General features: G+C 62.0%; 14 protein-coding genes. 5 read left to right on the forward strand and 9 right to left on the reverse strand.

What is annotated here, in order from left to right; genetic code table 11:
* The first annotated feature begins 47 nt into the window (after positions 1 to 47).
* The gene (locus ACF8K2_RS20490; protein ID WP_186553193.1) at positions 48 to 755 is read left to right on the forward strand and encodes a PA5502 family lipoprotein; all 708 of its coding nucleotides are present in this window, start codon (positions 48 to 50) and stop codon (positions 753 to 755) included.
* 33 nt (positions 756 to 788) lie between these two features.
* Here the strand turns inward: ACF8K2_RS20490 and katE are convergent, their stop codons facing one another.
* A complete protein-coding gene (katE, locus tag ACF8K2_RS20495; protein WP_392467312.1) occupies positions 789 to 2,933 on the reverse strand; it encodes a catalase HPII in 2,145 nt (714 codons plus the stop codon).
* Positions 2,934 to 3,155: 222 nt separating this feature from the next.
* Here katE and ACF8K2_RS20500 point away from each other — a divergent pair, with 222 nt between their 5' ends.
* From ACF8K2_RS20500 to ACF8K2_RS20510, 3 genes are all read left to right on the forward strand, one after another.
* Complete coding sequence (locus tag ACF8K2_RS20500) at positions 3,156 to 4,163, forward strand: methionine ABC transporter ATP-binding protein (RefSeq protein WP_186553191.1); 1,008 nt, start codon at positions 3,156 to 3,158, stop codon at positions 4,161 to 4,163.
* Positions 4,163 to 4,834, forward strand: coding sequence for a methionine ABC transporter permease (locus ACF8K2_RS20505; protein ID WP_186553190.1), 672 nt, complete (start codon positions 4,163 to 4,165; stop codon positions 4,832 to 4,834). Before ACF8K2_RS20500 ends, ACF8K2_RS20505 begins: the two co-directional genes overlap by 1 nt.
* A gap of 64 nt (positions 4,835 to 4,898) precedes the next feature.
* A complete protein-coding gene (locus ACF8K2_RS20510; protein ID WP_186553189.1) occupies positions 4,899 to 5,669 on the forward strand; it encodes a MetQ/NlpA family ABC transporter substrate-binding protein in 771 nt (256 codons plus the stop codon).
* Between the two features lie 104 nt (positions 5,670 to 5,773).
* On the opposite strand, the gene ACF8K2_RS20515 is transcribed toward ACF8K2_RS20510, so the two are convergent.
* The 5 genes from ACF8K2_RS20515 to ACF8K2_RS20535 are packed head-to-tail and all read right to left on the reverse strand — an operon-like array spanning position 5,774 to position 9,655.
* On the reverse strand, positions 5,774 to 6,406 hold the full coding sequence (locus ACF8K2_RS20515) for an SCO family protein (RefSeq protein WP_392467314.1): 633 nt from the start codon (positions 6,404 to 6,406) through the stop codon (positions 5,774 to 5,776).
* The gene (cyoE, locus tag ACF8K2_RS20520) at positions 6,403 to 7,302 is read right to left on the reverse strand and encodes a heme o synthase (RefSeq protein WP_392467317.1); all 900 of its coding nucleotides are present in this window, start codon (positions 7,300 to 7,302) and stop codon (positions 6,403 to 6,405) included. The genes ACF8K2_RS20515 and cyoE overlap by 4 nt, the downstream gene beginning before the upstream one ends.
* A complete protein-coding gene (locus tag ACF8K2_RS20525; RefSeq protein WP_392467319.1) occupies positions 7,287 to 8,354 on the reverse strand; it encodes a heme A synthase in 1,068 nt (355 codons plus the stop codon). Before ACF8K2_RS20525 ends, cyoE begins: the two co-directional genes overlap by 16 nt.
* 10 nt (positions 8,355 to 8,364) lie before the next feature.
* Positions 8,365 to 8,949 carry a hypothetical protein gene (locus ACF8K2_RS20530; RefSeq protein WP_368972638.1) on the reverse strand — a complete coding sequence of 195 codons (585 nt, stop codon included), beginning with the start codon at positions 8,947 to 8,949 and terminating at the stop codon, positions 8,365 to 8,367.
* Entirely contained in the window at positions 8,915 to 9,655 is a 741-nt protein-coding gene (locus tag ACF8K2_RS20535) for an SURF1 family protein (protein ID WP_392467321.1), read from the reverse strand. Before ACF8K2_RS20535 ends, ACF8K2_RS20530 begins: the two co-directional genes overlap by 35 nt.
* A gap of 63 nt (positions 9,656 to 9,718) precedes the next feature.
* Between ACF8K2_RS20535 and ACF8K2_RS20540 the strand changes: the two genes are divergently transcribed.
* Positions 9,719 to 9,922, forward strand: a complete 204-nt coding sequence (locus tag ACF8K2_RS20540; RefSeq protein WP_392467323.1) for a twin transmembrane helix small protein — start codon at positions 9,719 to 9,721, stop codon at positions 9,920 to 9,922.
* Positions 9,923 to 10,060: 138 nt separating this feature from the next.
* Here the strand turns inward: ACF8K2_RS20540 and ACF8K2_RS20545 are convergent, their stop codons facing one another.
* From ACF8K2_RS20545 to ctaD, 3 genes are read right to left on the reverse strand one after another with little or no spacing between them, the layout of a single operon-like run.
* Positions 10,061 to 10,948: a cytochrome c oxidase subunit 3 gene (locus ACF8K2_RS20545; protein WP_392467325.1), complete on the reverse strand. Its 888-nt coding sequence runs from the start codon at positions 10,946 to 10,948 to the stop codon at positions 10,061 to 10,063.
* 16 nt (positions 10,949 to 10,964) lie between these two features.
* Positions 10,965 to 11,531 carry a cytochrome c oxidase assembly protein gene (locus tag ACF8K2_RS20550; protein WP_186553181.1) on the reverse strand — a complete coding sequence of 189 codons (567 nt, stop codon included), beginning with the start codon at positions 11,529 to 11,531 and terminating at the stop codon, positions 10,965 to 10,967.
* A gap of 10 nt (positions 11,532 to 11,541) precedes the next feature.
* Positions 11,542 to 13,131: a cytochrome c oxidase subunit I gene (gene ctaD, locus ACF8K2_RS20555; protein WP_392467327.1), complete on the reverse strand. Its 1,590-nt coding sequence runs from the start codon at positions 13,129 to 13,131 to the stop codon at positions 11,542 to 11,544.
* Between the last annotated feature and the right edge of the window lie 8 nt (positions 13,132 to 13,139).

Below are 13,139 nucleotides of genomic sequence, written 5' to 3' on the forward strand. Positions count from 1 at the left end.
CTGGGTGTAGACTTGCTCGCTTTTTGCGCAAATAGAGAGTCGCAGGAATGAAGCCGTTCGCCTCCCGTTATCTGCTTGTTGCCGTGTTTTCGTTGTTCCTGGCCGCGTGTTCCAGCGCCCCGGTCGAACAATCGACCGCGCCTGCCCAGCCTGATGCCTGGGGGCAACTGGAGCAGAGCATTGCCAGCAACGAGCTGGCCACAGCCGAAGATCAGTTGACCGCCTTGCAGGCGCAATCGCCTGACGATGCCCGTGTTGAGCAGTATCAGCGGCAATTGGCCGAAGCCTATCTGCGCCGTAGCCAGATCGTGCTGCAAAAGGGCGATGTCAATGCTGCCGCCACTGCCCTGGCGCGGGCGCGGGCACTGATGCCGCGTGCACCTGCCATCACCGGCGGTGATGCCGTGGCCCAGGCACGCAAGGCTGAGCTTGAGCGCGCGGAGGCTGCGCTCAAGGCGGCTGAGGCCAAGCCCAAGGCGCGAGTGATCGATCCGTCTGCGCCGAGCACTGTGGTGGCGCTGAAGACCACCGACAGCCGCGCCATGCGCCGCCAGCTCGATGATATTGCCGCGGATGTGGTGAATTATCAGTGCGACGTGGTCTTCCAGGTGCCGCGCACTGACGATGCGCCATGGTTGAAAACCTTGCTGGAAAAGCGCGTGCGCAAGCTCGACAGTGGCTTTGAGCTGAAGCAGAAGCATGAAATTCAGCGCTCGCTGCCAGCGCAGGTGGTTCTGGTACCGCATCAGGGTTAAAGATTTTGGGGCTGCTGTGCAGCCCCAAAAATCTCACGCCGGAACAGATTCAGCGGCCGCCTCGCGCTCCCAGACTCGATGCCCTTCCACTGCCTTGACGAAGGCATCGACTGCTTTCTGATCATCTCCGACCAGCAACCCCTTGTCTTCCTTGAGCCCCAGCTTGTCCAGCAATGCCTTGGCGTCCTTAGCCACGCCTATCGCCTTCAGGTGCTTAAAGGCCTCAAGCAAGTAATGCTTGGCCAGGCCACTTTCACCCAGCGCCTGCAGCGAAGCCTTGCCAGCCGGAACCAAAACCCCATCGACCAGCACCGACGGCATCCCCTCCATCGACGCATCCACCGCTAGCGCCTGGCCATCGGCAGTCTTCACTGGCGCCGAACTCGGCCCCAACAGCAACGGCCGGGCACTTTGCGCTTCCAGCGCCTTGACCAACCTGTCGACATCCGCGCCATCGACCCCATCGGCCACCAGCAGGGCGATCTTGCGCCCCTTGATCCCCACACTGCCGGGGTGATTCATCTGGCTCAACGCCGGCGATTTGGCCAGTTTCGAACCCTTGACCTGCACCGTGCCCTTCTTCGGCGCCGGCAAACCCAGGTTGGCCGCCACTGCCGCAGCCAACTTCAGATCGATGTTGGCGAGAATCTCGTTCACCTCGCGCGCTCGAATATGCTCGCGCTCAACTTTGCCCAACTCAAAGCTGTAGGCCTTGATGATGTGCTGTTGCTCATGCGCGCTCATGCTCTGGAAGAACAACCGCGCCTGCGAGAAGTGGTCGCTGAACGAGTCACTGCGTTGGCGGATCTTGTTGGCGTCGATACGCTCCTGATAGCTCTCGAAGCCGCCATCTTGCGGGGCAGGTGGGGTTTCCTTAGGCCAGCCGCCGTCGATACTGTTGGGCTCGTAGGAGGCGCGCCCCTTGTCGATGGTCATGCGGTGCAAGGCATCGCGCTGACCGTTGTGATTGGGCGCAACCGGACGGTTGATCGGGATTTCATGGAAGTTCGGCCCACCTAGGCGGCTGATCTGGGTATCGGTGTAGGAGAACAGCCGACCCTGCAAGAGCGGGTCGTTGGTGAAGTCGATACCCGGCACGATGTGTCCGGGGCAGAAGGCGATCTGCTCGACCTCGGCAAAGAAGTTGTCCGGGTTGCGGTTGAGCACCATCTTGCCCAGCGGGGTCACCGGCACCAGCTCTTCGGGGATGATCTTGGTCGGGTCGAGCAGGTCGAAGTCGAATTTGTGCTCATCCGCCTCCGGCACGATCTGTACGCCCAGCTCCCACTCCGGATAGTCACCCGTTTCGATCGCCTCCCACAGGTCACGGCGATGGTAGTCGGTGTCTTTGCCTGCCAGTTTTTGCGCTTCGTCCCACAATACCGAGTGCACACCCTGACGCGGCTTCCAGTGGAATTTGACGAAGCTGGCAACGCCCTCGGCGTTGATCAGGCGGAAGGTATGCACTCCAAAGCCTTCCATCATCCGCAGGCTGCGCGGAATGGCGCGGTCAGACATGGCCCAGATGACCATGTGCGCCGACTCCGGCACCAGCGAGACGAAGTCCCAGAAGGTGTCGTGGGCCGAGCCTCCAGTGGGGATCTCGTTGTGCGGTTCGGGCTTCACCGCATGGACAAAGTCGGGAAACTTGATCGCATCCTGGATAAAGAACACCGGCATGTTGTTGCCAACCAGGTCGAAATTGCCCTCATCGGTGTAGAACTTCACGGCAAAACCGCGCACATCGCGCACCGTGTCGCCAGAGCCACGCGGCCCCTGCACTGTGGAAAAGCGCACGAACACCGGGGTGATTTTCTCTGGATCGCGCAGGAACCCAGCCTTAGTCAGCTCGGCATGGTCGCCATAGCTCTGAAAGTAACCATGCGCACCGGTGCCACGGGCGTGGACGATACGCTCGGGAATGCGCTCATGGTCGAAGTGGGTGATCTTCTCGCGCATGATGAAGTCTTCGAGCAGCGAAGGCCCGCGCGCACCGGCTTTGAGAGAGTTCTGGTTGTCGGCTATCTTCACCCCCTGATTGGTGCGCAACGCTTCGCCGGTAGCATCGCCACGGAAGTTTTCCAGGCTCTGCAGCTTGGCATTGGTGTTGGCGCGGTCGGGGGTCTGGGTGCCGGCGAGCTGGCTTTCACGGGGGGCGTCGGGGTTCTTGCTGGGCATCTTCGGCTCTCCTCATCAGTCTTCAGGCTGCCCTTACGGGCTTGTTCTAGTAGTGACTGGAGGGTGGCGACAGGCGTTCAATCAGGTTTACCGGCTGTCGCGTTATATCCGCGCGATTGGTCGGTTACGAAATAAATGCTAAGAACAGCTATGGGAAAAGGCTAAAATGCGCGCCCGGCTTACCGCTGACCCAACTTCCATGCGCCCCACAAGGTTCGCTACGTGATCGAGTTTCAACATGTGCACAAGACCTACCGCGTCGCCGGTAGGGACATCCCCGCCCTCAATCCGACCAGCCTGACCATTGAAAATGGCCAAGTGTTCGGCCTGATCGGCCACTCCGGCGCCGGCAAGAGCACCTTGCTGCGCCTGATCAACCGCCTTGAAGCGCCAAGCGGCGGCAAGATCATCGTCGATGGCGAAGACGTCACCGCGTTCGACGCCAACCAGCTGCGCGGCTTCCGCCAGCAGGTCGGGATGATCTTCCAGCACTTCAACCTGCTGGCCTCCAAGACCGTTGCCGACAACGTCGCCTTGCCGCTGCTGCTCGCCGGCGAGCTGTCGCGTGCCGAGATCGACAAGCGCGTGACTGAATTGCTCGCCCGCGTTGGCCTGCAAGACCACGCCAAGAAGTACCCCGCCCAGTTGTCTGGCGGGCAGAAGCAGCGCGTCGGTATCGCCCGCGCCCTGTCGACCCGGCCGAAGATCCTGCTGTGCGACGAGGCCACCAGTGCCCTCGACCCGCAAACCACCGCCTCGGTGCTGCAGCTGCTGGCGGAGATCAACCGCGAACTGAAGCTGACCATCGTCCTGATCACCCATGAAATGGACGTGATCCGCCGGGTCTGCGACCGCGTGGCGGTGATGGACGCCGGCCAGATCGTCGAACAAGGGCCGGTGGCCGAGGTGTTCCTGCACCCACAGCACCCGACCACCAAGCGCTTCGTCCAGGAAGACGAGCAAGTCGATGAGGGCGAGCAACGCGACGACTTCGCCCACGTGCCAGGGCGCATCGTGCGCCTGACCTTCCAGGGTGAAGCCACCTACGCGCCGCTGCTGGGCACTGTGGCCCGCGAAACCGGTGTCGACTACAGCATCCTGGCCGGGCGTATCGACCGCATCAAGGATGTCCCCTATGGGCAGCTGACCCTGGCCGTGACTGGCGGCGACATGGAGGCGGCGTTCGACCGCTTCAAGGCAGCTGATGTACATATGGAGGTACTGCGTTGATGGACGCCCTGAATTTCTTCGCTAACGTCGACTGGGCCGAAATCTGGCTCGCCACCATCGACACCATGATCATGCTGTTCGGCTCGCTGTTCTTCACCGTGCTGCTGGGCCTGCCGCTGGGCGTGCTGCTGTTCCTGTGCGGACCGCGGCAGATGTTCGAGCAGAAGGGTGTGTACGCGCTGCTGTCGCTGGTGGTCAACATCCTGCGCTCGCTGCCGTTCATCATCCTGCTGATCGTGATGATCCCGATCACCGTGCTGATCACCGGCACCTCGCTGGGCGTCGCCGGGGCTATCCCGCCACTGGTGGTCGGGGCCACGCCGTTCTTCGCTCGTCTGGTGGAAACCGCCCTGCGTGAAGTGGACCGCGGCATCATCGAAGCGACCCAGTCGATGGGCGCCACTACCCGCCAGATCATCACCAACGCACTGCTGCCAGAGGCCCGTCCGGGTATCTTTGCCGCGATCACCGTGACGGCCATTACCCTGGTGTCGTACACCGCGATGGCCGGCGTGGTCGGTGCCGGCGGGCTGGGTGACCTGGCGATCCGCTTCGGCTACCAGCGGTTCCAGACTGACGTCATGATCGTGACCGTGGTGCTGCTGCTGATCCTGGTTCAAGTTCTGCAAAGCGTCGGCGACAAACTGGTCGTGCACTTTTCCCGTAAGTAACCCCAATGGGGTCGGCCCAGCCGACCCGTTCGGGGGCCGTCGCGGCCCTCACAAGGAGTGATTGATGAAAAAACTGCTTGCTGTCGTCGCCGCCGCTGCGGCCTTCTCGGCCAATGCCGACACCCTGACCGTTGCCGCCACCCCGGTGCCGCACGCCGAGATCCTCGAGTTCGTGAAGCCGCAATTGGCCAAAGAAGGTGTCGATCTTAAGGTCAAGGTGTTCACTGACTACATCCAGCCAAACGTGCAGGTCGCCGAGAAGCGCCTGGACGCCAACTTCTTCCAGCACCAGCCGTACCTGGATGAGTTCAACAAGGCCAAGGGCACCAACCTGGTCAGCGTGGCTGGCGTGCACCTGGAGCCGCTGGGCGCTTACTCGAGCAAGCTGAAGAAGCTCGACGAGCTGTCCTCCGGCGCTACCGTGGTCATCCCTAACGACGCCACCAACGGCGGCCGTGCCCTGTTGCTGCTGGACAAGGCAGGGGTGATCAGCCTCAAGGACAAGACCAATATCCTGTCCACCGTGAAAGACATTACCGGCAACAGCAAGAACCTGAAATTCCGTGAACTGGAAGCTGCGACCATCCCGCGTGTGCTGACCCAGGTCGACCTGGCGCTGATCAACACCAACTATGCGCTGGAAGCCAAGCTCAATCCTGAGAAGGATGCCCTGGTGATCGAAGGCAGCGACTCGCCTTACGTGAACATCCTGGTGGCGCGTCCGGATAACAAGGAATCGGACGACATGAAGAAGCTGGCCGCAGCCCTGCATTCGCCTGAGGTGAAAGCCTTCATTACCGAGAAGTACAAAGGTGCAGTGATTCCGGCGTTCTAAGCCGCCTGGAACGCTAATCGCGGGGCAAGCCCGCTCCCACGCCAATGTCCTACTTAGAGCAATGGCGTGAGAGCGGGATTGCCCCGCGATGTTTTTAGGACGATTCAGTCGCGCTTAACCAGCCCAGGCAACTGCGCCACCAGCTTCTGGTTATTGAACGGCGCCCGAATGAACCCGCGCTGACGCCCATCCGGCCCGACAATCGCCAGGTTGCCGCTATGATCCACGGTATACCCAGGCTTGCTGGTGTCGGCCGGGATGAACGGAATGCTCAAGGCATTGGCCAGTTTCTGGGTATCCTCGATCGACCCCGCCAAGCCTACGAAATCCTTGTCGAAGTAGCCCAGGTACTGCTTGAGTTGATTGGCCGTATCGCGGTTTGGATCGACGCTGACCAACACCACCTGAAAACGCTCCAGCGCTTGCTTGGGCAGCTCGCTCTTGACCTGGCGCAGCTGGGCCAGGGTAGTTGGGCAGATGTCCGGGCAGTAGGTATAGCCAAAGAACAGCAACGACCACTTGCCCTTGAGCTCATCGAGCACCACCGGCTGGCCGTTCTGATCATGCATGGTCACATCCGGCACAGTGCGGCTTTGCGGCAGCAGGATGATGCCGGCATCGATCAGTTCGGTGGGGTTGGCCTCGCCGCGACCATTGAGCACCTTGTTGACGGTCAGGCCGAGGATCAACGCGACCACGGCGACGAGGATGAAGACGGTTTTCTGGGTTCGGGTCATAGATTCAGCAACAAGTAGTGATCAACGAGCAGCGCGATGAACAGGGCGAACAGGTACCCGATAGAGTACTTGAAGGTCTTGATCGCCGCGTGCGGCCGGGTGCCACGGTACAACACCCAGGCCCACTGGACAAAGCGCAGGCCCAGCAGCAGCGCACAGCCCAGGTAGAGCGGCCCGCTCATGTGAATGGCGTAAGGCAGCAGACTGACCGCCAGCAGCACCCAGGTATACAGCAGGATATGAAGCTTGGTGTAACGCTCGCCGTGGGTTACCGGCAGCATGGGGATCTTGGCCTTGGCGTACTCCTCGCGGCGGTGAATAGCCAGGGCCCAGAAATGCGGAGGGGTCCAGGCGAAGATGATCAGTACCAGCAACAAGGGTTCAGCACTGATATGCCCAGTCACCGCGACCCAGCCGAGTAACGGCGGGGCAGCTCCGGCCAACCCACCGATGACAATGTTCTGCGGCGTGGCGCGCTTGAGAAAGCCGGTGTAGATCACGGCGTAACCGAGCAGCGAGGCCAGCGTTAGCCAGGCAGTGAGGGGATTGGTAAAGGTCAGTAGCAGGGCCATGCCCAGCAGCGCCAAGACCAGGGCAAAGCTCAGCGCCAGCACCGGCGCGATTCGCCCCTCAGCCAACGGCCGCTTATGTGTACGCGCCATCAAGGCATCGATACGCCGGTCGACCACATGATTGACCACTGCCGCAGCGCCCGCGCACAAGCCAATTCCCAGGTTGCCGAACACCAGCACAGCCCACGGCACACCCGCGCGGGTGGCGAGGAACATCCCCGCCAGCGAGGTGATCAGCATCAGTACCACCACCTTGGGCTTGGTCAGCTCCAGGTAATCGCGCCAGCCGGCCTGCTGCCGGCGTTCACTCAGAACCGTCGCCACGTGTCATTCCTCATCGGTACATGCGCACCCGCCACGCGGGTGAAGCGCCAGCCATGGCCCAGGCGAACCTTATCGACGACCCGAATGCGGTAGTTCACCAGCATCATCGTCAACAGCAACGCGGCGCCGCCAGCGTTATGCGCCACGGCCACCGCCAGCGGCAGGTGCAACAGCACATTGCTGATACCCAGGCCAATCTGTACCGCCAAGGCCAGCAACACCAAGCGCGCCAGGCCGGCCAGGCCGTTGCGATAGAGCTTCCAGCTGAGCAGCAGCAAAACCGCCGTGACCAGCAGGGCGCCCAACCGGTGGCTGATATGAATGGCCGTGCGGGCGTCACTGTCCAGCTGCCCGCCAAGGTAGTTTGGGCCGACGTGCTGGGTCAGATGGAAGCCGTTGCTGAAGTCCGCCGGCGGCCACCATTGGCCATGGCAGGTCGGCAGGTCTATACAAGCAACTGCGGCGTAGTTGGCGCTGACCCAGCCGCCCAAGGCGATCTGGCCGATCACCACCAACAGCGCCAACGCCGCTACCCGGCGCACGCTCAGCGGCAGTTTTGGCAGGGGCGCAAAGGCCCGGGATAGACGCAGGGATAGCAGGAACAGCAGGCTCAAGGTGGTAAAGCCACCAAGCAAGTGCGCGGTGACCACCTGCGGCCAGAGTTTCAGGGTTACCGTCCACATTCCGAACGCCGCTTGCGCCAACACCACCCCTAGCAACAACACCGGCAAGCGATAGGGCTGACCGTCACGCGCATGGCGGCGCACGGCCTGGAAAGCGAGCAGGGCAATCACCAGTGCCAGGGCCCCGGCAAAGTAGCGGTGGACCATCTCCGCCCAGCCTTTGGCCGCTTCCACCGGGTGTTCCGGGAAGTGCAGCTCGGCGTGGGCCAGCTGCGCGTCGGACTTGGGCACGCTGATAAAACCGTAGCAGCCCGGCCAGTCGGGGCAACCCAGGCCTGCATGGGTGAGGCGGGTATAGGCACCGAGCAGAACGACCACAAGTGCCAGCAGGGTGGCGAACACGGCGAGGCGGTATCCGGGTCTGGCCATGGTTTGGCTCCTATCCGATGTTGGACAGCTTGAGCAGGTGACGCAGATCGTCGAGCACGTGCTTGCCCTTGACCTTGGCGTCGTAGCGCAGCACCAGGTTGCCGTGCGGATCGACGATCCACAGCTGCGGGCCAGGCTCGCTGACCTTGTGGCCGTAGCGTTGCAGGTCGAGGGGATAACGCTGTAGTTGCGGGTACTCGCGGCCGAGCAACGCTTGGTAATCAGCGGCCAATGGCTGGGCGCTGGCCAACGCATGGCTGGCACGGCTGGCGTCGCGACCCAGGCCGACCTGGATCTGCCGGGCCAGGTACACCAGTTGCTGGCAATCCTCCGCGCAAGCGGCAGGTGCGCTGACCAACAGCTGCCAGCGCTCACCCTGCGCATCGATACCGATATCGGCCCGAGTCTGGCCATTGCCGATCATTGCGCCGTGATAGCTGCGCCCCTCAGGCACCCAGAACTTGAACTTGTACATGCTGGTGGCCAGGATCATCGGGCCGACTGCCACCAAAAGAATCAGCAGCAGCTGCAAACGCCCGCGGGCTCTAGGTTTGCGGCCTTCAGGCACGTCCAGTGGACTCGTGGCGGTGCTCATGGTCGTTCTCCTTTGTGTGGTGCCAGCCGAAGTACAGGTAGAGCAATACCAGCGCCGCCGACAGGGCGAACCACTGCACGGCATAGCCCAGGTGCTTTTCCGGACCCATGGCGACTACCGGCCAGTCCAGCCGATAGCTGGCAGGGCCAGGCTCCAGGCGCAGTTCATGGGCAAAGCCGTCGCGGCCTAGCTGCTGCCACAGCTGGCCGGCGTCGATGGCGGTCAACAGCTGCGGCCATTGCTCGCCGACTGGGTCGGCGTGTAATTGGAAGGCACTGCCCGGCGTCACGTAGACCGAGGCTTGCAGGGTCAGCGCTTGTGCAGGGGTGTCGAAGGCCACTGGCACGCGCCGATCCGGCCACGGCAACCAGCCTCGATTGATCAGCAACCACAGGCCGCTGGCCTGATCGTGGAACGGTTGCAGCAACTCGACGCCAGCGCGGCCATCACGCAGGCGGTTATCCAGCAGCAGGCTGTGCTCGCTATCGAAACGGCCATGCAGGTGTACTCGGTAAAACGCCGGATCGGGCAATTGCTCGATTTGCGCCATGGCCAGCGGCGCCTCGACGCGGCGTTCGGCATAGGTATCGAGCAGCACGCGTTTTTCATCGGCCCGGCGCAATTGCCAGCAGCCGAGCGCGATCAAGCCCGGCAGCAGCGCTAGCACTACCAAGGTGGGTACCACGCCTGGGCGAAACGGCTTCACCGGGGCCTCGTCAGGTCGAGCGCTATACTCAAAGTCATCACTGCATCCCCCCGGAGTGCCGCCATGCTCAAGGCCGCGATTGTCCTGTTGCTGTTGGCCACCATCGCCAGCCTGTTCAGTGGCCTGGTATTTCTGGTCAAGGACGATGAGAACTCGACCCGCTTGCTCAAGGCGCTGACGGTGCGGGTGAGCTTGGCCGCCCTGACGCTTGCGCTGGTCACCTGGGGCTTGATGAGCGGCCAGCTGGTGTCTCATGCGCCCTTCTGAATTTTGGGGCCGCTTTGCGACCCATCGCAGGCAAGCCAGCTCCTACAGGTATTGAGTTTTCATGCATTGCGCAGTACCTGTAGGAGCTGGCTTGCCTGCGATGGGCTGCAAGGCAGCCCCCAACCCCCCCAGCCAAACTCAAAGCACATAGACAAAAATAAACAGCCCCACCCAAACCACATCGACGAAGTGCCAATACCAACTGGCCGCCTCGAAACCAAAGTGCTTGTCGGCATTGAAATGCCCGCGCAATACCCGGCAGAAAATCACGATCAAGATCAACGTACCCAAGGTCACATGCGCGCCGTGGAAACCGGTAAGCATGAAGAACGTCGCCCCGTAGATCCCCGACCCCAGGGTCAGGCCCAGATGGGTGTAGGCCTCGTAATACTCATAGGCTTGCAACGCCAAAAACGACAGCCCCAAGACAATGGTCAGCCCCAGCCACAGTTTCAGCGGGCCACGGTGATCCTTGCGCAGCGCATGGTGGGCGATGGTGATGGTCACACTGGAGCTGACCAGCAAGATGGTGTTGATCAGCGGCAAGTGCCACGGGTCGATGATGTCCTTGGGCGGCGGGAATAGTTTCGGGTCCGGCGTATGTAGCAGCGGCCAGGCAAACTCGAAGCTCGGCCAGAGCATGTGCGCCACGCCCTTGTCACCCTCGCCGCCCAGCCATGGCCCGGCCAGCACCCGCACGTAGAACAGCGCGCCAAAGAAGGCCAGGAAGAACATCACCTCGCTGAAGATGAACCAGCTCATGCCCCAACGGAACGAACGGTCCATCTGCGGGCTGTACAACCCCGCCTTGCTCTCCTTGATCACCGCGCCAAACCAACCGAACAGCATGTAAGCCAGGCACAAGGCACCAACGAAGAAGATCAGCGGCCCGAGGGAATCCGGGTGGCCAGCCTTCATATCATTGAACCAGGTACCCAGGCCGAACACGGTGATGAACATGCCGACCGTGGCGATGATCGGCCATTTGCTCTGCGCCGGGACGTAGTAGTGATCATGACTTGCCATTGCTGTTCTCCTTCCCTCAGCGGGCGCGCTGGACGTCCTCGGCGGCGACATGCGCAACCGGCGGGTGGCGAGCGGTGATGTCGAACAAGGTGTAGGCCAGTGTCAGGTGCTTCACGTTGCCCGGCAGGTCGCGGTCAACAATGAAGCGCACCGGCATCTCGATGCGTTCACCGGGCTGCAGCACCTGCTGGGTAAAGCAGAAGCACTCGGTCTTGTGGAAATACGCTGCCGCCTCGGCCGGGGTGATGCTGGGGATGGCCTGGGCGCTCATGGGTTTGTCGGTCGGGTTGTGGGCAACGAAGACCATCTGGTTCACCGCCCCCGGGTTGACCTCGATCTGGTCAGCGGTGGAGTAGAAATCCCAGACCATGTCGCTGGCATTGGTCGACATGAACTGCACGCGCACCGTGCGCGAGGGGTCGCTGACCTGGCTGCCCGCGTACTGCCCGCCAGTCTTGCCATTGATGCCGAACGCCTTGCACATCACGTCATAGATCGGCACCAGGGCAAAGCCGAAGGCGAACATCACCACCGTCAGCAGCAGCAGGCGTCGCACCAGGCGTTTGAGCGGCAGGCTGGTCATCGAGGCGCTCCTACTCCACTTGCGGTGGGGTCTGGAAGGTGTGGTACGGCGCCGGCGAAGGCACCGACCACTCCAGCCCCTCGGCACCGTCCCAAGGCTTGGCCGGTGCCGGGGCGCCGCCACGAATGCACTTGATGACGATGAACAGGAAGAAGATCTGCGTGGCGCCAAACATGAATGCGCCAACCGACGAGACCATGTTGAAGTCGGCAAATTGCAGGTTGTAGTCGGGAATCCGTCGCGGCATGCCGGCCAGGCCAACGAAGTGCATGGGGAAGAAGGCCAGGTTCATACCAACGAACGACAGCCAGAAATGCAGCTTGCCGAGAGTTTCGTCGTACATGTGGCCGGTCCATTTGGGCAGCCAGTAGTAGGCCGAGGCGAAGATGCCAAAGATCGCCCCCGGCACCAGCACATAGTGGAAATGCGCGACCACGAAGTAGGTGTCGTGGTACTGGAAGTCCGCCGGGGCAATCGCCAGCATCAGCCCGGAGAAGCCACCAATGGTGAACAGAATGACGAAGGCGATGGCAAACAGCATCGGCGTCTCGAAGGTCAGCGCGCCCTCCCACATGGTGCTGACCCAGTTGAACACCTTCACCCCGGTGGGCACTGCGATGAGCATGGTGGCGTACATGAAGAACAGCTCACCGACTACCGGGATGCCGACCACGAACATGTGGTGGGCCCAGACGATGAACGACAGGAAGGCGATCGCCCCAGTGGCATAGACCATCGAGGTGTAGCCGAACAGCGGCTTGCGCGAGAACGCCGGGATGATCGAGCTGACCGCGCCGAAGGCCGGCAGGATCATGATGTACACCTCGGGATGGCCGAAGAACCAGAACACGTGCTGGAACAACACCGGGTCACCGCCGCCGGCGGCGCTGAAGAAGCTGGTGCCGAAGTGGATGTCCATCAGCATCATGGTCACCACGCCCGCCAGCACCGGCATTACCGCGATCAGCAGGAACGCGGTGATCAGCCAGGTCCAGACGAACAGCGGCATTTTCATCAAGGTCATGCCGGGCGCGCGCAGGTTGAGGATGGTGGCGATCACGTTGATCGCGCCCATGATCGAACTGACCCCCATCAGGTGAATGGCGAAGATGAAGAAGGTCACGCTGGCTGGCGCGTAAGTGGTGGACAACGGCGCGTAGAACGTCCAGCCGAAGTTCGGCCCACCGCCGGGGCTGAACAGGGTCGAGACCAGCAGCAGGAAGGCCGCTGGCAACAGCCAGAAGCTGAAGTTGTTCATCCGCGGCAGGGCCATGTCGGGCGCGCCGATCATCAGTGGGATCATCCAGTTGGCCAAACCGACGAAGGCCGGCATCACCGCACCGAACACCATGATCAGGCCATGCATGGTGGTCATCTGGTTGAAGAACGCCGGCTCCACGATCTGCAAGCCCGGCTGGAACAGCTCGGCGCGGATCACCATGGCGAACGAGCCGCCCAGCAGGAACATGATGAAGCTGAACCACAGGTACATCGTGCCGATGTCCTTGTGGTTGGTGGTCAGCACCCAGCGCATCAGGCCCTTGGCCGGACCGTGGGCGTGCTCATGGCCGTGGGCGTGGTCGTCGATCACTGCACTCATGTCCTGTC

The sequence above is a fragment of the Pseudomonas sp. xss_2 genome, from assembly GCF_043104195.1.
Taxonomy (GTDB): domain Bacteria; phylum Pseudomonadota; class Gammaproteobacteria; order Pseudomonadales; family Pseudomonadaceae; genus Aquipseudomonas; species Aquipseudomonas urmiensis.